The organism is Mycolicibacterium neworleansense (assembly GCF_001245615.1).
Taxonomy (GTDB): domain Bacteria; phylum Actinomycetota; class Actinomycetes; order Mycobacteriales; family Mycobacteriaceae; genus Mycobacterium; species Mycobacterium neworleansense.
Genome location: NZ_CWKH01000002.1, coordinates 1684881 through 1704205 on the forward strand (window position 1 = coordinate 1684881; position 19325 = coordinate 1704205).

General features: G+C 68.2%; 19 protein-coding genes. 13 read left to right on the forward strand and 6 right to left on the reverse strand.

Annotated elements, in window-relative coordinates; translation table 11 throughout:
- Positions 1–3 precede the first annotated feature (3 nt).
- From BN2156_RS23725 to BN2156_RS23760, 8 genes are read left to right on the forward strand one after another with little or no spacing between them, the layout of a single operon-like run.
- Positions 4–933, forward strand: a complete 930-nt coding sequence (locus BN2156_RS23725; protein ID WP_090517281.1) for an ABC transporter permease — start codon at positions 4–6, stop codon at positions 931–933.
- 11 nt (positions 934–944) lie between these two features.
- Positions 945–1931, forward strand: coding sequence for an ABC transporter permease (locus BN2156_RS23730; RefSeq protein ID WP_090517282.1), 987 nt, complete (start codon positions 945–947; stop codon positions 1929–1931).
- Positions 1928–2986 carry an ABC transporter ATP-binding protein gene (locus tag BN2156_RS23735; protein WP_090517283.1) on the forward strand — a complete coding sequence of 353 codons (1059 nt, stop codon included), beginning with the start codon at positions 1928–1930 and terminating at the stop codon, positions 2984–2986. Before BN2156_RS23730 ends, BN2156_RS23735 begins: the two co-directional genes overlap by 4 nt.
- A complete protein-coding gene (locus BN2156_RS23740; protein ID WP_090517284.1) occupies positions 2979–3962 on the forward strand; it encodes an ABC transporter ATP-binding protein in 984 nt (327 codons plus the stop codon). Before BN2156_RS23735 ends, BN2156_RS23740 begins: the two co-directional genes overlap by 8 nt.
- The gene (locus BN2156_RS23745) at positions 3959–4681 is read left to right on the forward strand and encodes a sulfite exporter TauE/SafE family protein (protein WP_090517285.1); all 723 of its coding nucleotides are present in this window, start codon (positions 3959–3961) and stop codon (positions 4679–4681) included. The genes BN2156_RS23740 and BN2156_RS23745 overlap by 4 nt, the downstream gene beginning before the upstream one ends.
- The gene (locus tag BN2156_RS23750) at positions 4682–5485 is read left to right on the forward strand and encodes an IclR family transcriptional regulator (protein ID WP_090517286.1); all 804 of its coding nucleotides are present in this window, start codon (positions 4682–4684) and stop codon (positions 5483–5485) included. It abuts the gene before it with no gap.
- 26 nt (positions 5486–5511) lie between these two features.
- On the forward strand, positions 5512–6861 hold the full coding sequence (locus tag BN2156_RS23755; protein ID WP_090517287.1) for an enolase C-terminal domain-like protein: 1350 nt from the start codon (positions 5512–5514) through the stop codon (positions 6859–6861).
- A 10-nt stretch (positions 6862–6871) separates the two neighbouring features.
- Entirely contained in the window at positions 6872–7843 is a 972-nt protein-coding gene (locus tag BN2156_RS23760; RefSeq protein ID WP_090517288.1) for a 2-hydroxyacid dehydrogenase, read from the forward strand.
- A 7-nt stretch (positions 7844–7850) separates the two neighbouring features.
- Here the strand turns inward: BN2156_RS23760 and BN2156_RS23765 are convergent, their stop codons facing one another.
- Positions 7851–8366 (reverse strand): 2-oxo-4-hydroxy-4-carboxy-5-ureidoimidazoline decarboxylase, encoded by a 516-nt coding sequence (locus tag BN2156_RS23765; protein WP_162490947.1) that lies wholly within the window; start codon positions 8364–8366, stop codon positions 7851–7853.
- Positions 8367–8459: 93 nt separating this feature from the next.
- The gene (locus BN2156_RS23770; RefSeq protein ID WP_090517290.1) at positions 8460–8948 is read right to left on the reverse strand and encodes an inorganic diphosphatase; all 489 of its coding nucleotides are present in this window, start codon (positions 8946–8948) and stop codon (positions 8460–8462) included.
- 127 nt (positions 8949–9075) lie between these two features.
- Here BN2156_RS23770 and dacB point away from each other — a divergent pair, with 127 nt between their 5' ends.
- The 5 genes from dacB to BN2156_RS23795 are packed head-to-tail and all read left to right on the forward strand — an operon-like array spanning position 9076 to position 15354.
- Positions 9076–10455 carry a D-alanyl-D-alanine carboxypeptidase/D-alanyl-D-alanine endopeptidase gene (gene dacB / locus BN2156_RS23775; protein ID WP_090517291.1) on the forward strand — a complete coding sequence of 460 codons (1380 nt, stop codon included), beginning with the start codon at positions 9076–9078 and terminating at the stop codon, positions 10453–10455.
- Positions 10452–11519: an Rv3626c family coenzyme F420 biosynthesis-associated protein gene (locus BN2156_RS23780; protein ID WP_162490918.1), complete on the forward strand. Its 1068-nt coding sequence runs from the start codon at positions 10452–10454 to the stop codon at positions 11517–11519. Before dacB ends, BN2156_RS23780 begins: the two co-directional genes overlap by 4 nt.
- Positions 11498–12457, forward strand: coding sequence for a tRNA lysidine(34) synthetase TilS (gene tilS / locus BN2156_RS23785; protein ID WP_090517292.1), 960 nt, complete (start codon positions 11498–11500; stop codon positions 12455–12457). Before BN2156_RS23780 ends, tilS begins: the two co-directional genes overlap by 22 nt.
- Positions 12458–12503: 46 nt before the next feature.
- A complete protein-coding gene (gene hpt / locus BN2156_RS23790; RefSeq protein ID WP_090517293.1) occupies positions 12504–13082 on the forward strand; it encodes a hypoxanthine phosphoribosyltransferase in 579 nt (192 codons plus the stop codon).
- 46 nt (positions 13083–13128) lie between these two features.
- The gene (locus BN2156_RS23795; protein WP_090517294.1) at positions 13129–15354 is read left to right on the forward strand and encodes a molybdopterin oxidoreductase family protein; all 2226 of its coding nucleotides are present in this window, start codon (positions 13129–13131) and stop codon (positions 15352–15354) included.
- 5 nt (positions 15355–15359) lie between these two features.
- Here BN2156_RS23795 and BN2156_RS23800 read toward each other — a convergent pair whose 3' ends face one another.
- Genes BN2156_RS23800 through BN2156_RS23815 form a run of 4 tightly spaced genes read right to left on the reverse strand, consistent with a single transcriptional unit; the run spans position 15360 to position 19212 of the window.
- Complete coding sequence (locus BN2156_RS23800) at positions 15360–16085, reverse strand: SIMPL domain-containing protein (protein WP_090517295.1); 726 nt, start codon at positions 16083–16085, stop codon at positions 15360–15362.
- A 21-nt stretch (positions 16086–16106) separates the two neighbouring features.
- On the reverse strand, positions 16107–17117 hold the full coding sequence (locus tag BN2156_RS23805) for a zinc-binding dehydrogenase (protein WP_090517296.1): 1011 nt from the start codon (positions 17115–17117) through the stop codon (positions 16107–16109).
- Positions 17117–18292 (reverse strand): LLM class flavin-dependent oxidoreductase, encoded by a 1176-nt coding sequence (locus tag BN2156_RS23810; RefSeq protein ID WP_090517297.1) that lies wholly within the window; start codon positions 18290–18292, stop codon positions 17117–17119. Before BN2156_RS23810 ends, BN2156_RS23805 begins: the two co-directional genes overlap by 1 nt.
- On the reverse strand, positions 18289–19212 hold the full coding sequence (locus tag BN2156_RS23815; protein WP_210436697.1) for an alpha/beta fold hydrolase: 924 nt from the start codon (positions 19210–19212) through the stop codon (positions 18289–18291). Before BN2156_RS23815 ends, BN2156_RS23810 begins: the two co-directional genes overlap by 4 nt.
- Between the last annotated feature and the right edge of the window lie 113 nt (positions 19213–19325).

Here is a 19325-nt window from a genome sequence, read left to right on the forward strand (position 1 = left end):
CCGATGTTCCCTTTTGTCCGGCGCCGCATGTACACCAGCGCCATCCCGCTGATCATCGTGCTGCTCGGCGTGTTCCTGCTCGCCCGGCTCACCGGTGATCCGACCAATCTGTACCTGCCCGAATCCGCCACCGCCGACCAGCGCGAGGCCTTCGCCCACCAGCACGGGTTCGACCGGCCGCTCATCGCCCAGCTGGTGGACTACTTCAAGGGCGTGATCCACCTCGACTTCGGAACCTCGCTCCGCACAGGCGAATCCGCTGCGTCGATGGCACTGCGAGCCTTCCCGGCCACGCTGCAACTCGCCTTCACCACCATGCTTCTCGCGATCATCGGAGCGGTCATCGTCGGCTGCTGGGCCGCTTACCGGCCCAACTCGCTGGCCGACCGGTTCTCCAGCCTGTTGTCGATGACCGCCGCCAGCATCCCCGACTTCTGGTTCGCCATCACCGGAGTCTGGCTGTTCTCCGTACTACTGGGCGTGCTGCCCACCTCGGGCACCGACGACGGTGTGCTGTCCTGGATTCTGCCGATCGCCACACTGATGATCCGTCCCCTCGGCGTGCTCACTCAGGTCGTCCGAGGCGCCATGGTCTCGGCACTGTCGGCGCCCTACATCCGGCTGGCCCGCAGCAAGGGCGCCGGCGATCTCCGGGTGGTCAGCCACCACGCGCTGCGCAATGCGGCCGCGCCGGCACTCACGGTCGCGGGTGATCTTGCGGTCGGCCTGATCAACGGTGCCGTCGTGGTGGAGGCCATCTTCGGCTGGCCCGGCATCGGCAAGCTCATGATCGACGCCATCCTGCAACGCGACTTCGCCGTCCTGCAGGCCGCCGTCCTGCTCACCGCGGTGAGCATCTTCGTGCTGAACATCATCATCGACGCCTGCTACGCGCTGCTGGACGCACGCGTGCGGGAACCGGCAAAGGTCTAGGGGTAGGCATCGTGAGCACGCAAATCGACCTGGTACCAGTCAAACCCACCACCGCGATCGTCGGTGAACCGGAGGGAGAGCCGACCAGGAAGCGCTCGGTGTGGTTCCGGCTGCTGGTCAACGACCGGGTGGCGGCCGGTGCCGCCGTGGTGCTCGGCCTGGTGATCCTCACCGCCGTGTTCGGCCCCATGCTGGTCGGCAACCTCGCCACCCACATCGACCTGGACAACTCGAATCAGGCACCGTTCACCCTCGCCCACGGCTGGGCCAACGTGCTCGGGACCGACCCGCTGGGACGCAGCATGCTGGCCCGGCTCATCGTCGCCTGCCGCACCACACTGTCGGTGGCCATCCCGGCCGTGGTGATCTCGGCGGTGGTCGGTTCGCTCATCGGCATGTGGGCCGGCTACTACCGTGGCTGGCGGGAAACGCTGGCCATGCGGGTAGCCGACGTGATCATGAGCTTCCCCTCACTGCTGCTGGCAGTGGTGGTGCTCTACGTGTTCTCCCCGAGCGCGGCCAATATCATTGCCGTGCTGGCGATCACGCGTATCCCGGTGTACCTGCGCACCGCCCGCGCCGAGTCGGCCGAACTGTCCAGCCGGGTGTTCGTCGATGCGGCCCGCACCTTCGGGGCCAGTGGACGGTCCATCATCATGCGGCACGTGGTGCCGATCGTGCTGCCCACCCTGCTGACCGTGGCCACGCTGGACTTCTGCTACGTCATGCTGGCCGAATCCTCGCTCAGCTTCCTGGGTATCGGGATCCAGCCGCCGGATGTCAGCTGGGGCCTGATGGTTTCGCAGGGTCGCACCTACCTGCACACCGCCTGGTGGCTCTCCTTCTTCCCGGGCGTGGCCATCGTCATCACCACGGTGTCGGCCACCATCCTGGCCGCCTGGGCCCGGATCGCCACCGATCCCGGTCAGCGCTGGCGGCTCACCGTCCCGCAGAAACGCCTGTCCCGCTTCACCAAGACCGGAAAGGCCCTCGGATGACCTCCCAGTTGAGCAGCAGCGTCGCGGAACAGCCGACCAGGTCCGAGCACCTCGACGCCGATCCCGCTCTGGTGGTGGACGGGCTCACCGTCGACATCCGCACCATCACCGGAACCGTGCGCGCGGTCGACCATGTCAGCTTCGCGGCACACCGCGGCCAGACCCTGGCGCTGCTGGGCGAATCCGGTTGCGGCAAGTCCATGACCGCCACCGCGCTGGTCGGTCTGCTCGAACCGGTCGCCGAGGTGGTCGACGGCACCGCGACGCTGGCCGACGTGGACATCCTGGCCGCCGACCGCAAGACGCGGCGCAAGCTGGCCGGACCGGAGCTGGCCATCGTGTTCCAGGACGCACTGACCGCGCTCAACCCGCTCTATACCGTCGGCACCCAGTTGGCCGAACCGTTCCGCATCCATCGCGGGATGAGTGCCAAGGATGCCAAGCGTAAAGCGGTGGAACTAATGGCGCGGGTGGGTATTTCGCAGCCAGAGGAACGGATGAAGTCCTATCCGCACCAGTTCTCCGGAGGTATGCGGCAACGGCTGTTGATCGCGATGGCCGTCGCGCTGAACCCGCGGGTGCTGATCGCCGACGAACCGACGACCGCACTGGACGTCACGGTGCAGGCGCAGATCATGGCGCTGCTCAAGAGCTTGCGCAGCGAGTACGACATGGCCGTCGTGCTGATCACCCATGATCTGGCGCTGGTGGCCGAGGAAGCCGATCAGGTCGCGGTGATGTACGCCGGCCAGGTCGTCGAAACCGGGCCGGTGGCTGAGGTTTTCGCCAGTCCCCGGCACCCGTACACCAAGGGTCTGCTCGACTCGGTCCCGGTGAGTGCGGTGCGCGGCGAGGCCCTCAAGTCCATCGGCGGAGCCCCGCCGGACCTGCACTCGATCCCGGCCGGATGCGTCTACCAGGACCGTTGCCCGCTGGCCCGCGACATCTGCGTCACCACCAGACCGGTGCTCGACGGCGACGGCCGGCGCAGCGCCTGCCACTTCCCCGAAGAGGTTGAGACCCGCATGCGAGGAGGAGAAACAGCAGATGTCTGAAAACCTGCTCACCGTCCGCGATCTGCGCAAGTCGTTCCGCGTGGGCAAGAGCCGCCTGTCCGCCCTCGACGGCATCAACCTCGACCTCGGTCGCGGCGAAACGCTCGGCCTGGTCGGTGAATCGGGATGCGGCAAGTCCACACTGGCGCGGACCCTGATGATGCTCGAGCGCCCGGACTCGGGCAGCGTGACCTTCGACGGCATCGACCCGTTCAGCTTGCGCGGTGCGGAGCTGCTGAAGTTCCGACGCCGCGTCCAGATGGTGTTCCAGGATCCTTACGCATCACTGAACTCCCGCATGACGGCGGGCGACATCATCGCCGAGCCCTGGCGCACCCACAAGACCCTGCACCCGAACCGCAAGGACCGGGAGATGCGGGTGCGTGGCCTGCTCGACATGGTCGGCCTGGGGCCCAAGGCCGTCAACAAGTACCCGCAGGAGTTCTCCGGCGGTCAGCGGCAACGCATCGGCATCGCCAGGGCGTTGGCACTCAACCCCGATGTCATCATCTGCGACGAGCCGGTATCGGCACTGGACCTCTCGGTCCAGGCCCAGGTACTCAACCTGCTCAACGATCTGCAGCAGGAGCTCGGCATCGCCTACGTCTTCATCTCGCACGACCTGTCGGTGGTCCGCCACGTCGCCGACCGCGTCACGGTGATGTACCTGGGCCACATGATCGAGAGCGGACGCACCGAGGACGTCTACCGCAACCCGCGACATCCCTATACCGCGGCACTGATGTCGGCGGCACCGAAACTCGATGCGGCCCAGCGCAACAACCGGATCCTGCTGAAGGGTGAGGTGCCGTCGCCGCTGAATCCGCCGTCGGGCTGCCGGTTCCGGACACGGTGCCCGAAGGCCACCGAAATCTGCGCGACGCAGGCGCCGGTGGCCACCGCGGACCCGGACGTCGATGGCCACATCTCCGAATGCCATCATCCGCTGGAGCCCGCCGTGCCGGTGTCGGCGTGAGCATCGCCGGCTACGGGGTCGTCGCCGCCGCAATCGTGCTGGCGTCATGCATGCAGGCCTCCATCGGGTTCGGCATGGGGATGCTGGCGGCACCGATCGTCGCGATCGTGGACCCCGGGCTGATCCCGGGCACGCTCATCATGCTGGCCACGATGGTCACCCTCATGGTGGTGGTGCGCGAACGTGAGGACATCGACCTGGCCGGCACCGGATGGGCCTTGGCCGGAAGGGTTCCGGGCACCGTCGCGGGGGCGCTGCTGCTGGTCGTCATGCCCGCGGAACTGCTGGCGTATGCGTTGGCCGCCGTGGTGCTCGGCGGTGTGGTCCTGACGAGCATGGGCTGGATCCCCTCGCCGCGCCGTCGCAATCTGGTGCTGGCCGACGCCACCTCCGGCCTGCTCGGCACCGCGACCTCCATCGGAGGTCCGCCGATGGCGCTGGTGTGGCAGAACAACACCGGCGCCCGGCTGCGCGGAACGATGAGCGGGTTCTTCCTGGTCGGGTCGGCACTATCGCTTGTGCTGCTCGCGCTCACGGGTTCCATCGACCACCACACCGTCGTGGTGTTCGCGATGCTCATCCCCGCGTGCGTGCTCGGTTATGCGTTGTCCCGGTGGGTCAACCGTCACCTGGACCGGCAGCGTCAGCGGTGGTCGGCCATCGCGATATCCACCGTCGGCGCGGTGGTGCTGATCGTCCGTCAGTTGATGGGAGGGTGAATGACCACCGACAGTGACAGTGTTTCGGTGCGCAAGGTGAAATCCGCGGTGCGCACGGTCGAACTGCTGGAGTTCCTGGCGGCCCGGCCCGATGAGCCGACCCGTATCCGGGAAATCTGTGCGGCACTTGACATGCCACGCAGCTCAACGCACGCGCTGCTGCGCACTCTGGTGGCCCAGGGCTGGGTGCGGTCCGACGATACGGGCACCCAGTACAGCATCGGCATGCGGGCGTTGCTGGTCGGGACCAGCTATCTCGACGCCGACCCGTACCTGCCGATCATCGCGCCGTTCCTCGAAGACCTGCGCGGCCAGCTCGACGAGACGTTCCACCTCGGCAGGCTCGATGGGCACGACGTCGTGTACCTGGCCACCCGGGAGTCCCGTCAGTACGCGCGCACCGCCAGCAAGGTGGGGCGGCGGTTGCCCGCTTACGCCACCGCGCTCGGCAAGGCGCTGCTCGCCGAGCGGTTCGGCGCCGAACTCGACGCGCACATCCCGGAAACGCTGACACCGCTGACTTCTCGCACGCTCACCGACCGTGGCGGTCTCGACGCGGCGCTGGATCAGGTGCGGGTTCGGGGTTACGCCACCGAGGACGAGGAAAATACGTCGGGCATCAAGTGTTTCGCGGTCACGCTGCGGTACCGGCATCCCGCGCAGGACGCGATCAGCGCGTCGGTCCCGTTGTCGCGGCTGACCCCCGAGCGGGAACGGGAGATCATCGACGTCCTGCGCCTGGTGTGCGACAAGGTGTCCCGGGTGGTCCGCCCGGTTGCCAACGGGGACAAGTGGTTCGCATGAGTTTCGCCCATGAGATTGGAGTACCGATGAGTGCACAGAACGCGACTCCTGTCGTGACCGAGATGATCGCGATACCGATCGCGGGCCATGACAGCATGCTGCTCAACCTCAGCGGCGCGCACGGCCCGTACTTCACCCGAAACCTGTTGATCGTCAAAGATTCCGATGGGAACACCGGGGTGGGGGAGGTGCCGGGCGGTGAGGCCATCCGCAGGACCCTCGACGATGCCAGGCCGCTGGTGGTCGGCCGCTCCCTCGGCGGTTACCACGCCATCCTGGCGAGCATCCGGCGTGAGTTCGCTTCCCGGGACAGCGCCGGGCGCGGTGCGCAGACTTTCGATCTGCGGGTCATGGTGCACGCCGTCACCGCCGTGGAGTCGGCGCTGCTGGATCTGTTGGGCAAGCATCTGGGTGTACCGGTGGCCGCGTTGCTCGGCGACGGCCAGCAGCGCAACCGCGTCCAGGCGCTGGGCTATCTGTTCTTCATCGGCGACCGCAACCGCACCGACCTGGATTACCGGTCGGCGGCCGATGAGCCTGTTGACGCCGATGAGTGGTTCCGGATCCGCCACGACGAGGCGCTTTCGCCCGAGGCGGTCGTCCGCCTCGCCGAGGCCGCCCGAGCCCGCTACGGGTTCCGCGACTTCAAGCTCAAAGGCGGCGTACTGCCCGCGGCCGACGAGGCCAAGGCCGTCACCGCGCTGGCCGAACGATTTCCCGACGCGCGGATCACGCTTGATCCCAACGGCGGCTGGCTGCTGGCCGACGCCGTCGAGACCTGCCGTGAGCTCACCGATGTGCTTGCCTATGCCGAGGATCCGGTCGGGCCGGAGGGCGCATTCTCCGGTCGCGAGGTGATGGCCGAATTCAAACGGGTTACCGGGCTGCCGACCGCCACCAACATGATCGCCACCGACTGGCGCGAGCTGGGGCACGCGATCCGGGCCGGCGCCGTCGACATCCCGCTGGCCGATCCGCATTTCTGGACGATGAGCGGCTCGGTGCGGGTTGCGCAGCTCTGCGACGCCTGGGGTCTGACCTGGGGTTCGCACTCCAACAACCACTTCGACGTATCGCTGGCGATGTTCACCCACGTCGCCGCGGCAGCGCCGGGCGACATCACGGCGATCGACACGCACTGGATCTGGCAGGACGGCCAGCGGATCACCAAGGACCCGTTCCGGATCGTCGACGGCTACCTTGATGTGCCCGCGACCCCGGGCCTGGGGGTTCAGCTCGACGAGGACCGGGTCGCGGCGGCTCACGAGCTGTATCTGGCCAAAGGGCTGGGCGCCCGCGATGATGCGGTGGCGATGCAGTACCTCATTCCCGGCTGGAAGTTCGACAGCAAACGGCCTGCACTGCAGCGGGATTGAGAGGGACGCCTTGAAGATCGTCGTAGCCGACTCGTACCTGATCGCCCACCGTGACCGCCTGGAAGCCGCGTTGCCCGAGCGTGCGGCCGTGAGCTGGCATGTCCCCGGCGACAGTCGGATCGTGGACGACCTGCGGGATGCCGAGGTGTTCGTGGGCAGCCGCTTCACGGCTGAGATGGCTGCTGTGGCAGACCGATTGCGCCTGGTGCACGTCAACGGGGCCGGCACGGACAAGATCGACTTCGACGGCCTCGGGTCAGAGGTCATGGTCGCCAACACGTTCAACCATGAGCAGTCCATCGCGGAGTACATCGCCGGCGCCGCGGTGATGCTGCGACGACATCTCCTGGAGCAGGACCGGGCGCTGCGGACGGGACGCTGGGCGAGCCCGGGCTATGACCGCACGATCGGGCAGTCGAGCTCGTTGCAGGGCGCCTGCGTCGGCTTCGTGGGATTCGGGCACATCGGCCGCAGCAGCTGGAATCTGCTGCGCGCCTTCGGAGCCGACGGTGCGGCAGTCACCGGCAGCGGGAACCTCGACGCCACCGCCGAAGGATTGCGCTGGGCCGCCGGCAGCGGCGGACTCGACCAGCTGATGGCCGAGTCGGAACTGGTCGTGGTGTGCGCGCCGCTGACCGAGCAGACCGTGGGCATGATAGGTGCGCCGCAGCTCGGTGCGCTCGGTGCCTCCGGTGTCCTGATCAATGTCGGGCGCGGCCCGCTGGTGGTGGAATCGGCCCTCTACGAAGCATTGTCGACCGGCGTGATCGCCGCGGCGGCGATCGACGTGTGGTACCGCTATCCGGATGCCACCGGTTACGGCGAGCCGGCCGAATTGCCGTTCCATACGCTGCCGAACGTGTTGATGACCCCGCACGTATCCGGGGTGACGGCCAATACGTTCGCCGCCAGGGCCGACGACATCGCCGTCAACATCGGCCGGCTCGAACGCGGTGAGCCGCTGAACAACCTGGTCCGGTGACGACCGGTTACCAGTTGTAGTAGCCCCCCTCGGGGCCGAGCATGCGTTCCAGCCGGGCCCGGTTGATGCGGGCCAACTCGTTGCGGACGACCTTGCGTTCGGTGTCACGGTCGTTGTGCAACCGATCGACGACCCCGGTCATGGCCCGGTGCGCGCAGCAGTCCTCGACGAACATCACGAAGCCGAACCCGAACCGCTCGGCGTAGTGCTGGACCTCGGCGTTGAGCTGTGCCATCACCGCGGGATCGTCGTCCCACACCGAGCACTGTTCGCACACCGACTTCGGGCTGCGCGGCCGTCTGCCGATGTGCGGATAGGCCTGCAGCACGCGGTCGATGGAATCCTCACCGAGGCTGAACAGCAGGGCGTCGGCCTGGCGGAACAGCGAGTCGTGGTCGGCGAACGGCCGTCCTCCGGCCAGGTCGGTGGACAGGACCACGCTGTAACAGCACTCGTACACGGCGTGCACCGCACGCCGCAGGGGCAATGCGTTGTACGCCTCAAGTCCCATGCCCTGATGCATCAACACCTGGTCAATCATGGAAGGCGCAGGGCACAGGGGAGTTACCCCATGTTACAGCGAGGCTAAATCAGTGGCCGTCGATCGGCGGGCCGATCAGTGTCCTTCGGTCTTGAACCGCTCGATCGAGCGCTGCAGTTCGGCCTCGGCCTCTTCGCGGCCCACCCAGTCGGCGGTCTTGACGAACTTGCCCGGCTCCAGGTCCTTGTAGTGCACGAAGAAGTGCTTGATGGCGTCGAGCTCGAACTGCGACACATCGCCGAGGTCCTGGATGTGGTCCCAGCGCGGATCCCCGGCGGGCACGCACAGCAACTTGTCGTCGCCGCCGGCCTCATCGGTCATCTTGAACATCGCGACGGGGCGGGCCTCGACGGTGCAGCCGGGGAACACCGACTCGGGCAGCAGGACCAGCGCGTCCAGCGGATCGCCGTCCTCGCCGAGGGTGTTCTCGAAGAACCCGTAGTCGGTCGGGTAACCGAACGAGGTGTAGAGGTAGCGGTCGAGCTTGACCCGGCCGGTCTCGTGGTCAACCTCGTACTTGTTGCGCGAACCCTTCGGGATCTCGATGACGACGTCGAACTTCACCGTCGCGGCTCCTTCGCATCTGCGGTCAGGCGTTGGTCGTCGGGCGACGACGCGGGTCAACCCTAATGGAGCGATAGTCTGGCCTAAACGGGTGGCTCGTCCCCACCACCGGCAGAGCAGGAGAAATATGCGGCCCACACGGTGGCGGCAGTCCACCCATGTGGCGGTTGGCGTCGTGGTCCTGGTGCTGGTCGCCGCTGTTGTGGCGGTTGCTGCCGTACTCACCGGGCACCGCTCCAGCGAAGCCGAGGCCGTCGCGCCTGCGCCCGCGGCGGCGACCGCGAGCCCGGGCATCGTCCCGGTGGACATGTCGGCGCCGATGCCGACGGTGAGTGGGCTGGCGGCCGCGCTGGCACCGGCTCTGGCGAATCCCGATCTGGGCGACGTGACCGGGCGGATCACCGACGCCGAGACCGGAGCCGAACTGTGGGAACAGAATTCCGGGGTGCCGATGCAGCCGGCCTCGGTCAACAAGGTGCTGACGACGGCTGCCGCGTTGCTGACTCTGGACCGCAATGCCCGGTTGGCCACCACGGTCCTGGCCGTGGACTCGCAGCCGGGTCTGGTGGTGCTCAAGGGCGGCGGGGACACCACGTTGTCGGCGGCGCCCGAGGACACCGATACCTGGTACAAGGGGGCGGCCCGGATCAGTGACCTGGCCGATCAGGTGCGCAGCAGCGGCATCACGGTGACCGCGGTGCGGGTGGACACCAGCGAGTACAGCGGTCCGACGATGGCGCCGGGCTGGGATCCCGCCGACATCGAGGGCGGCGACATCGCCCCGATGGAACCGGTGATGCTCGACGGCGGCCGCATCCAGCCGACGACGGTCGAATCCCGGCGGTCGACGACACCGGCCCTCGATGCGGGCCGGGCCCTGGCGGTCGCGCTCAAGGTCGATCCCGCGTCGGTGACGGTGCTGCCAAGCGCGGTTTCGGGCAAGCAGATCGCCGCCGTGCAGTCGGCGCCGCTGATCGAGCGGCTGCGCCAGATGATGAACGAGTCCGACAACGTGATGGCCGAGTCGATCGCCCGCGAGGTTGCCGCCCAGATGCACCGGCCGCAGAGCTTCGACGGCGGGGTCGACGCGGTGCTGAGCCAACTCGAAGGCATCGGCATCGACATGTCGGCCGCCAAGCTGGTCGATTCCAGCGGCCTGTCGGTCGATGACCGGCTGAGCGCCCGGATTCTCGACGAGGTGGTCAACGTCGCGGCAGGCAACACCGAACCGGCCATGCGGCCGTTGGTGGACCTGCTTCCCATCGCCGGCGGCAGCGGCACGCTGTCCAACCGCTACCTGGACACCGACGCCGGCCGTGACGCCGCGGGCTGGCTGCGGGCCAAGACGGGGTCGTTGACCGGGACCAACGCCCTGGCCGGCATCGTCACCGACGACAGCGGGCGGGTGCTGACGTTCGCGCTGATCTCCAACAATGCCGGGCCCACCGGGCGCACCGCGATCGACGAGCTGGCCGCCGTGCTGCGGTCCTGCGGGTGTGGCACGTGAACGATCGGGTCGCCGTGACCGCGGGACGCGCGGTGGACTGGGATTTCGCCGCCGCGGTCGGGGCGAAGCTGGTCCGGCCGGCCCCGGCTACCACCGACTACACCCGCAACCAGCTGATCGAGCAGCTCTCGGAGAGTTCGAAGTCCGCTGAGCTGCCGGTGCGTGAGGTGACCGGTTTGAACGAGGGCGCGGAGGTGCCCGAGGCCCGCGTGGTGGACCGTCCGCAGTGGATCCGGGCGGCCACACGTTCGATGCGGGTGATGACCACCGGCGTCCAGCCTGGTGACGAAAGCGACACGCAGAAGCCGGGATTCATCACCGGACGGGTCACCGGGGCGCAGACCGGTGCGGTGCTGGCGTTCATCTCCTCAGGCATCCTCGGGCAATACGACCCGTTCGGTCCCGACGGCGGCGAGCTGTTGCTGGTGTATCCCAACGTCATCGCGGTGGAACGCCAATTACGGGTCAGCCCGGCTGATTTCCGGCTCTGGGTGTGTCTGCACGAGGTCACGCACCGGGTGCAGTTCCGCGCCAATCCCTGGCTGACCGACCACATGTCGCAGGCCCTGGCAGTGCTCACCCAGGACGCGGGTGAGGATGTCGCCGAGGTGGCGGGCCGGCTCGCCCAGTTCGTCCGCAATCAGCGCAACGGGTCGGAGCCGGACCCGAATTCGAAGGGTGTGCTGGGCCTGATGCGCGCCGTGCAGGCCGAGCCGCAGCGCCGCGCGCTGGACCAGCTGCTGGTGCTGGGCACGCTGCTGGAGGGCCATGCCGATCACGTGATGGACGCCGTCGGCCCCGCGGTGGTGCCGACGGTCTCCACCATCCGGCGCCGCTTCGACGACCGCAGGCAGCGGAAGCAGCCTCCGCTGCAGCGCGTGGTCCGCACGCTGCTGGGATTCGACGCCAAGCTGAGTCAGTACACGCGGGGCAAGGCGTTCGTCGACCATGTGGTGGGCGCCGTCGGGATGGCCCGGTTCAACACGATCTGGTCCGGTCCCGACACCCTGCCGCAGCCCGAAGAGATCGACGAACCGCAACGATGGATCGATCGGGTGCTGTAGCCGCGCTGCGGCAATCGGTGGCGGCCGACGCCGGGGGCATCGACGGCTCCACCTGGTGCGTCGCACTGTCGGGCGGTCCGGACTCCCTGGCGCTGACCGCGGTCGCGGCGAACCTGCGGCCCACCACCGCGCTGATCGTCGACCACGGGCTGCAGTCCGGATCCGACACGGTCGCCGACGCCGCGCGCCGACAGGCGCTGGCTCTGGGATGCGTTGCAGCGCAGGTGATTACCGTCGAGGTCGGCCGTGCCGGCGGCCCGGAGGCGGCGGCGCGTCAGGCCCGTTACGCCGCACTGGATGCGGCACGTGACGGCGCACCGGTACTGCTGGGCCACACCCTCGACGATCAGGCCGAGACGGTGCTGCTGGGGTTGGGCCGCGGATCGGGCGCCCGCTCGATCGCGGGGATGCGGCCGCACGACCCGCCGTGGCACCGGCCGCTGCTGGGCGTGCGGCGCACGCTGACCCACGCGGTCTGCGACCAACTCGGCCTCACCCCGTGGCAGGACCCGCACAATGCCGACCGCCGGTTCACCCGGGTCCGGTTGCGCCACGAGGTGCTGCCGCTGCTGGAGGACGTGCTCGGCGGCGGAGTGGCCGAGGCGCTGGCCCGCACCGCCACCGCGCTGCGGGAGGACACCGAGACACTCGATGCCCTCGCCGGCGAGGCCCTGGCCGGGGCGCGCACCGGGCCCGGCGGTCTGGACACCGCCCGGTTGGCGGCACTGCCCGGCGCGTTGCGGCGCCGCGTGATCCGGGTCTGGTTGCTGGACGGCGGCGCGTGTGATCTGACCGACATCCAGATCCGTGCGGTCGACCGGTTGGTGACGGCCTGGCGCGGGCAGGGCGGCGTGGCCGTCGGTTCCGGGCTGCGCAAACAGCGGTTGTTCGCGGCGCGGCATGGCGGAGCGCTGAAGTTGCACACCGAACCGGTGTAGCGATCCGCGTTGGAAAGCGGCCCCCTCACGTGGCACGCTGTTCGGTGTGGCTGTCGACTCTGCCGAGCTGTATGCGGGAGACATCAAATCGGTGCTGTTGTCCGAAGAGCAGATCCGGACCCGCACCGTCGAACTCGCCGAGATGATTGCCGAGGAGTACCGAGACAATCTGGGCAACGACGACCTGCTGTTGGTCACCGTGCTCAAGGGCGCGGTCATGTTCGTCACCGATCTGGCCCGCACCATCCCGTTGCCCACGCAGCTGGAGTTCATGGCGGTCAGCTCGTACGGCTCGTCCACCTCTTCCTCGGGCGTGGTGCGGATCCTCAAAGATCTCGACCGCGACATCAATGACCGCGACGTGCTGATCGTCGAGGACATCATCGACTCCGGCCTCACGCTGTCCTGGTTGCTGCGCAACCTGGCCACCCGTCGTCCCCGCTCGCTGCGGGTGTGCACGCTGCTGCGTAAGCCCGAGGCGGTACGCACCGAACTCGACGTGGCCTACGTGGGCTTCGACATCCCCAACGAGTTCGTCGTCGGCTACGGCCTGGACTTCGCCGAGCGATACCGCGACCTGCCCTACATCGGCACCCTCGAACCAAAGGTGTACGAAACGCCCTGAGCCGGAGGCTTACAAAAAGGCGGGGTCCGGCGCAGAATCTTGAGGCATGGCTGATACCCGTACGGCCCTTCGGATCTGCCCCTTCTGCGAGGCCACCTGCGGCCTGACGCTGACCATCGACGACGGCGTGGTGACCGCCGCCCGCGGCGACCGCGATGACGTGTTCAGCGCCGGTTTCATCTGCCCCAAAGGCGCCAGCTTCGGGGAGCTCGACAACGATCCGGACCGGCTGACCCAGCCCTTGATCCGCCGTGACGGCGTGCTGACCGAGGCCACCTGGGATGAGGCGTATGCCGTCGTCACCGAGCGGCTCGGCGCGGTGATCGGTGCGCACGGCGGATCCTCGGTGGGGGTGTACCTCGGCAACCCGAACGCGCACACCATCGCGGGCAGCCTTTACGCCCCGCTGATCATCCGGGGCCTGGGCACCCGGCAGGTGTTCAGTGCCAGCACCCTGGACCAGATGCCCAAACATGTGGCGCTGGGTCTGATGTTCGGAAGCGCGGTCGCGTTCACCGTGCCCGATCTGGACCGCACCGACTACCTGGTGATCATCGGCGCAAATCCGCTGGTGTCCAACGGCAGCCTGGCGACCGCCGCCGATTTCCCTGGCAAGCTGCGGGCGCTGCACAAGCGTGGCGGCAAGCTCGTCGTCATCGACCCCGCCCGCACCCAGACAGCCAAACTCGCCGACCGGCACCTCGCGCCCCGGCCGGGCACCGATGCGGCCCTGCTGTTCGCCATCGTGCACGTGCTGTTCGAGGAGGATCTCGTCGACCTCGGCCGGCTCGCCGAGCACGTCACCGGCGTCGAGCAGGTCCGTGCGCTGGCCGATGAGTTCTCGCCCGAGGCTGTCGCCCCGGCGTGCGGCGTCGGCGCCGACGAGATCAGAGAACTGGCCCGCGAGCTCGCGGCAGCCCCGACGGCAGCCGTCTACGGCCGCATCGGCACCTCCACGGTTGAATTCGGGACCATCGGCAGCTGGCTCGTCGACGTCATCAACATCCTCACCGGCAACCTCGACCGGCCCGGCGGGGCGATGTTCGCGCTCGGAGCTGCCGCGCCCGCACCGCGTCCGCCGAGACCGGGCCGTGGCTTCAAGACCGGCCGGTGGGCCAGCCGGGTATCGGGCTATCCCGAAGCGCTGTCCGAACTGCCGGCGGCCGCGCTCGCCGAGGAGATCGACACCGCGGGCGAGGGACAGATCAAGGCGATGATCACGATCGCGGGCAACCCGGTGCTGTCCGCACCCGACGGCGACCGGCTCGACCGGGCGCTGGACAGCGTGGAATTCATGTTGTCCGTCGACCCGTATCTCAACGAGACCACCCGCCACGCCGACGTCATCCTGCCGCCGCCCCCGCCGGCTCGCAGCGCGCATTTCGACGTCGCGCTGAACAACCTCGCGGTACGCAACAACGTGCGGTACTCCTCGCCGGCGTTGCCGCTCGACGGTCGGCCCGACGAGCCCGAGATCCTGTCCCGGCTCGCGCTGATCCTCTACGGCATCGGGGCCGACGGGGACCCGGCGCTCGTCGACGCGCAGGTGATCGCCACGACGCTGGCCAAGGAGACCGCCGACCCCTGTTCGCCGGTGGCCGGGCGAGACGTCGACGAGCTCACCGCGATGCTCTATCCGGGGCCGGGCTACGAGCGCCGCCTCGACATGATGCTGCGGCTCGGCCCCTACGGCGACGCGTTCGGCGCCAGGCCCGACGGGCTGACCATGGAGCGGTTGAAGGCCAGCCCGCACGGTATCGACCTCGGGCCGCTGCAACCACGGATTCCGGAGATACTTCGAACCCCAAGTGGGCGAATCGAACTCGCGCCGGAGCCGATCGTCGCCGACGTGGCGCGGCTGCGCGACGCGCTCGGCCGCACGGCAGGAGGGTTCCTGCTGATCGGCAGGCGCCACCTGCGGTCCAACAACAGCTGGATGCACAATCTGCCTGCGCTGTCGGGCGGCTCCAACCGGTGCACCCTGCAGATCCATCCCGACGACGCGGCCGATCTGGGGCTGACCGACATCGCCGTGATCAAGGGCCCGGGCGGTGAACTGCTCGCCCCGGTCGAGGTGAACGACGGCATGCGCCGCGGCGTGGTCTCGCTACCGCACGGCTGGGGTCATGACCGCGGCGGAACCGGTCAGCAACTCGCGGCCAGCCGGCCCGGCGCCAACGTCAATCAGCTCAACGACGGTACCCATCTCGACCCGTTGTCGGGCACCGCGGTGCTCAACGGCATCCCCGTCGACATCGCGCCTGCGGGCTGAGCCGGCTAGGTGAGCTCCCAGACCACCGTCACCGAGAAGTCCACCGTCTGCTGACCGGGTTCCAGCGGAACGGCCTGCATCGCGGCGCGCGGCATCGGGGTGGGCGGGGGCGGGGTCGAGCCACCGGGCTGTTCAGAAATCGAGATCACCTTGCCCAGGTGCAGTCCGGACAACCCGGCGTACTGCTCGGCTCGGTTCTTGGCGTCGTCGAAGGCTCGGGCGCGGGCGTCGCGCACCAGGTCCGAATCGTCCTCGATCGAGTAGTCGACCGAGTTGATACGGGTGGCGTCGCCTCCGGTGCTCGCGATCAGGGCCAGGGTCTGTGAGGCCTTGGCGGTGTCGCGGATCTTGACCTTGACCGCATTGCTGGCGCGGTACCCCGAGATCGTGTTGTCGTTGAACTGCGGCTGCACGCTGACCTGTGTGGTGCTGATGTCCTTGCGGTCGATGCCCGATCCGACCAGCGCATCGATCACGGCCTGCTGCCGCTGACTCGACTGATTGAGCGCGCCCGACACGTCGGGGGCGCTGAACTCCATCGCCACGTCCGCGGTCAGGGTGTCCGGTACGCCCTGCACCTGGCCGGACCCGACGACGGTCACCTGCCGGGCGCCGTCGGGTGCGCCCCCTGCGGGGCCTGAGGTGGTATCGCAGGCGCTTGCACTGACGGCGATCAATCCCGCCGCGGCAACGCCGAGGACCCGTAACTTCGCATTCCCAGCGATCGGCATGAGGCGAACCCTACCGGGACATCACGGCGTCACCAGGACTTTGCAGTGCCGGTCCGGCGAGGCGAGGTCACCGAAAGCGGCGCCCACCTCTTCGAGGCCCACGGTCCCGGTGATCATCGGCGCCACGTCGATCTCGCCTTCGGCGATGGCGCGCAGCGAGGACGCGAATTCGCTCGCGTCGTAACCGAAGACGAACTGGATGCTGATCTGCTTGGTGATCGCGTAGAACGGGTGCACGGTGTCGGGCTGCATGCAGACCCCGGCCACCACCAGCCGGATGCCCGCCGGTGCGCGGCGCAGCACGTCATCGATGATCCCGGGTGCGCCGACCGCCTCGAACACCACCGAGGGTCGGCACTGATGGAACGGTGAATCCACGGCCGGGTCCAGCGTGGTGTGGGCGCCCATGGTGACGGCGAGCTCGCGCCGGGTGGGGGAGAAGTCAGACGCCACAATCGTTTCCACGCCACCTAGTTTCAGCGCGGCGATGATGGCGATACCGACGGGGCCGCAGCCGACGACGAGTGCGGCCTCGCCGGGTTCGATGCGGGACGCGTTGACCGCATGCAAGCCGACGGCCATCGGTTCGGTGAGCGCGGCATGGGTGGCGCTCAGGCCGTTGGGCACGGGCAGCAGGAGCGGCGCCGACAGCAGCATCTTCTCGGCGTAGCCGCCGACGGTGCTGTTGCTGTACACGATCGGCGCGATCCCGCCCTCGGAGATCAGGACCGGTACCGAGGTGACCAGCGTCCCGGCGGCGGGGGCTTCGGTTCCCGGTCCGGCGTCGAGGATCTCGGCGCTGAACTCGTGGCCCATGTAGACATCACCGGCCAGGTCGATGTCCATGTCGGGTACGCCTTCGAGTTCGGCGCCGGCGGCCAGCATGTCTGCGCCGTGGGTGGCGAAATGCAGGTCCGACCCGCAGATTCCGCAGGCCTTCACCTCGACCAGCACCTGCCCGGGGCCGGGCACCGGCTCGGGCACGTCGTCGCGGACGATCATCCGTCCGTCGCGCAGGACCGCGGCGCGCATCAGTTCTTCCCCTCGGTGGTTGCTTCGGTGATCGCGTTGACGATCGCCTGCCCGGCGCGGCCGAACAGCTGATCCCGCATGCCCTTGGCCCAGTCGTGAGACGCCCGCGCCGCCGTGAGCTGGCCCTTGAAGTGCGGGATCACCTCGCGGGCGAACAGTTCGTAGGAGTGGAAGGTGGCGGCCGGTGGTGCCCAGTCGTGGCCCAGGAGCAGGAAGGTGCCGAACCCGCCGGAGCGGTCCAGCAGATCCTGGATGTAGGCGATCGCGTCGGCGGAGGTGCCGATACAGCAATTGCCGCCTGCCGCATAGTTTTCCACGAACTCGTAGGCCGAACCGGTGTCCTCGGTCTTCTCGGACAGCGGCACGAAGCCCGCCGCGCCGAAATAGTTGGCGAAATCCTGCAGGCCGTATGTGCAGTCCTCGATGGCCTGTTCGCGGGTGTCGGCGAGATGGATGATGCCGAGCACCCGCCAGTCTTTCCGGTCCGGTTCGGGCCGGTCGGATTTGGCGGCCTGATCGCGCACGGTGTCCCAGGTGGTCTCGATGGCCGCGTAACCGCCGGGTACCGACATCGACAGGGAAAGGAGCGACGTGCCCAGCGCCCCGGCCAGGCGCGGTCCGGACGGGGAAACCATTGCTGCGGTGGAGATCTCCGGATGCGGCCAGGTGTAGGGACGAATGTGCAGCGCGGCATCCTGCAGGGTGAACCAGTCGGTCTTGCGGCTGATCCGCTCGTCGGGGGCGGCGCGGAACAACGCCAGGATGGCTTCGAGGGACTCCTGCATCATCGGTCGCTGATCCACCGGGTCGATGCCCATCATGTAGGCATCCGACGGCAGTGCGCCCGGTCCGGTCCCGAACATCACCCGGCCGCGGGTGAGGTGGTCGAGCAGAACCCACCGGTCGGCCACCATGAGGGGGTGGTGATACGGCAGCGACACCACGCCGGTGCCCAGCCGGATGTGCCTGGTCCGTTCGGCCGCGGCGGCGATGAACACCTCGGGACAGGCGATGAGTTCGTAACCACCGGAATGGTGTTCGCCGAACCAGGCCTCGTCATAGCCCAGCCGGTCCAGGGCCTCGACCCGATCCATGTCGTATTGCAGTGCGGTAGTGGGGGATTGGCCGACGGGATGGAACGGCGTGATGAAGACGCCGAAGTTCAACGGAGTCATTTGAGGCCCTCCAAGAAGTCCAACAGCACCTTGTTGACCTCCTCGGGGCGTTCCTGCTGCAGCCAGTGCCCGGCGCCGTCGATCAGCACCTCGTGGTAATCGCCGGCCACCACGTCACGCACCCGGTCACGCGGGGTGAAGCCGAGCACCGGGTCGCCGGTGCCGGCCAGGAACAACGTGGGCGCCGTGATGGTCCGGGCCGGAGTGCTCTCGGTGAGCTCCCAGTTCCGGTCGAAGTTGCGGTACCAGTTGAGCGGCCCGGTGAAACCGGTCTCGGTGAACGCCTGCACGTAGGGCTCGAATTCGTCGGCGCTGATCCAGTCCGGCAGCGGCGGCACCGGTCGGTCGGCCAGTTGCTCGGGGGGTGCGCTGACGCCTTCCATCGTCATCATGCGACGCATCGACTCCCGGACATCGGCGCCCAGCGCGGCATCGGCGACGCCCGGTTCCTGGAAGTAGAGGATGTAGAAGAAGTTGTCGCCGACGATCCGGCGCCAGATCTGCGTCGGCGGAGCGGACGCCCGAGGTACCGGGGGCACGCTCAGGGCGGCCACCGCGCGGACCCGGTCCGGGAAGAACAGTGGGAAGTTGGTGACGACGGGCGAGCCCCAGTCGTGTCCGATGAACACTGCGCTGTCGACGCCGACGTCGTCGAGCAACCCGGCGAGGTCGGCGGTCAGCGCCACGATGTCGTAGTCCTCGATGGCCGACGGACGCGAGGAGCCTCCGTATCCACGCTGGTCAGGAGCCAGGACGTGATAGCCGGCCGCTGCGAGCACCGGGATCTGGTGGCGCCACGAATGGGCCAGCTCGGGGAATCCGTGGGCCAGCACCACCACCGGATTTCCGCGCTCACCCGCCTCGATCACCCGCAATGTCACGCCATTGGTTTCGACTAACCGTTCGGTCGATGTGAGCACGATCTCACCCAAGCACAATGCCTCCGCCGTCGGCCAGATACCGTCGGGAACTGCCGAACGTTGGTCTAGCGGTAGCCTTGAATGTCTCAACTGCGCACGTTGGAAGGACCGGG

Excerpts from the sequence above, each read along its gene's own strand:
- BN2156_RS23805 (WP_090517296.1), bottom strand. The coding sequence starts at position 17,117 with ATGCGCGCCGCGGTCCTGCGCGACGGACGGATGATCGTCCGCGACGAC.
- BN2156_RS23740 (WP_090517284.1), top strand. The coding sequence starts at position 2,979 with ATGTCTGAAAACCTGCTCACCGTCCGCGATCTGCGCAAGTCGTTCCGC.
- BN2156_RS23735 (WP_090517283.1), top strand. The coding sequence starts at position 1,928 with ATGACCTCCCAGTTGAGCAGCAGCGTCGCGGAACAGCCGACCAGGTCC.
- BN2156_RS23810 (WP_090517297.1), bottom strand. The coding sequence starts at position 18,292 with ATGACTCCGTTGAACTTCGGCGTCTTCATCACGCCGTTCCATCCCGTC.
- BN2156_RS23795 (WP_090517294.1), top strand. The coding sequence starts at position 13,129 with ATGGCTGATACCCGTACGGCCCTTCGGATCTGCCCCTTCTGCGAGGCC.
- BN2156_RS23755 (WP_090517287.1), top strand. The coding sequence starts at position 5,512 with ATGAGTGCACAGAACGCGACTCCTGTCGTGACCGAGATGATCGCGATA.
- BN2156_RS23800 (WP_090517295.1), bottom strand. The coding sequence starts at position 16,085 with ATGCCGATCGCTGGGAATGCGAAGTTACGGGTCCTCGGCGTTGCCGCG.
- dacB (WP_090517291.1), top strand. The coding sequence starts at position 9,076 with ATGCGGCCCACACGGTGGCGGCAGTCCACCCATGTGGCGGTTGGCGTC.
- tilS (WP_090517292.1), top strand. The coding sequence starts at position 11,498 with ATGGATCGATCGGGTGCTGTAGCCGCGCTGCGGCAATCGGTGGCGGCC.
- BN2156_RS23750 (WP_090517286.1), top strand. The coding sequence starts at position 4,682 with ATGACCACCGACAGTGACAGTGTTTCGGTGCGCAAGGTGAAATCCGCG.
- BN2156_RS23765 (WP_162490947.1), bottom strand. The coding sequence starts at position 8,366 with ATGCATCAGGGCATGGGACTTGAGGCGTACAACGCATTGCCCCTGCGG.
- BN2156_RS23725 (WP_090517281.1), top strand. The coding sequence starts at position 4 with ATGTTCCCTTTTGTCCGGCGCCGCATGTACACCAGCGCCATCCCGCTG.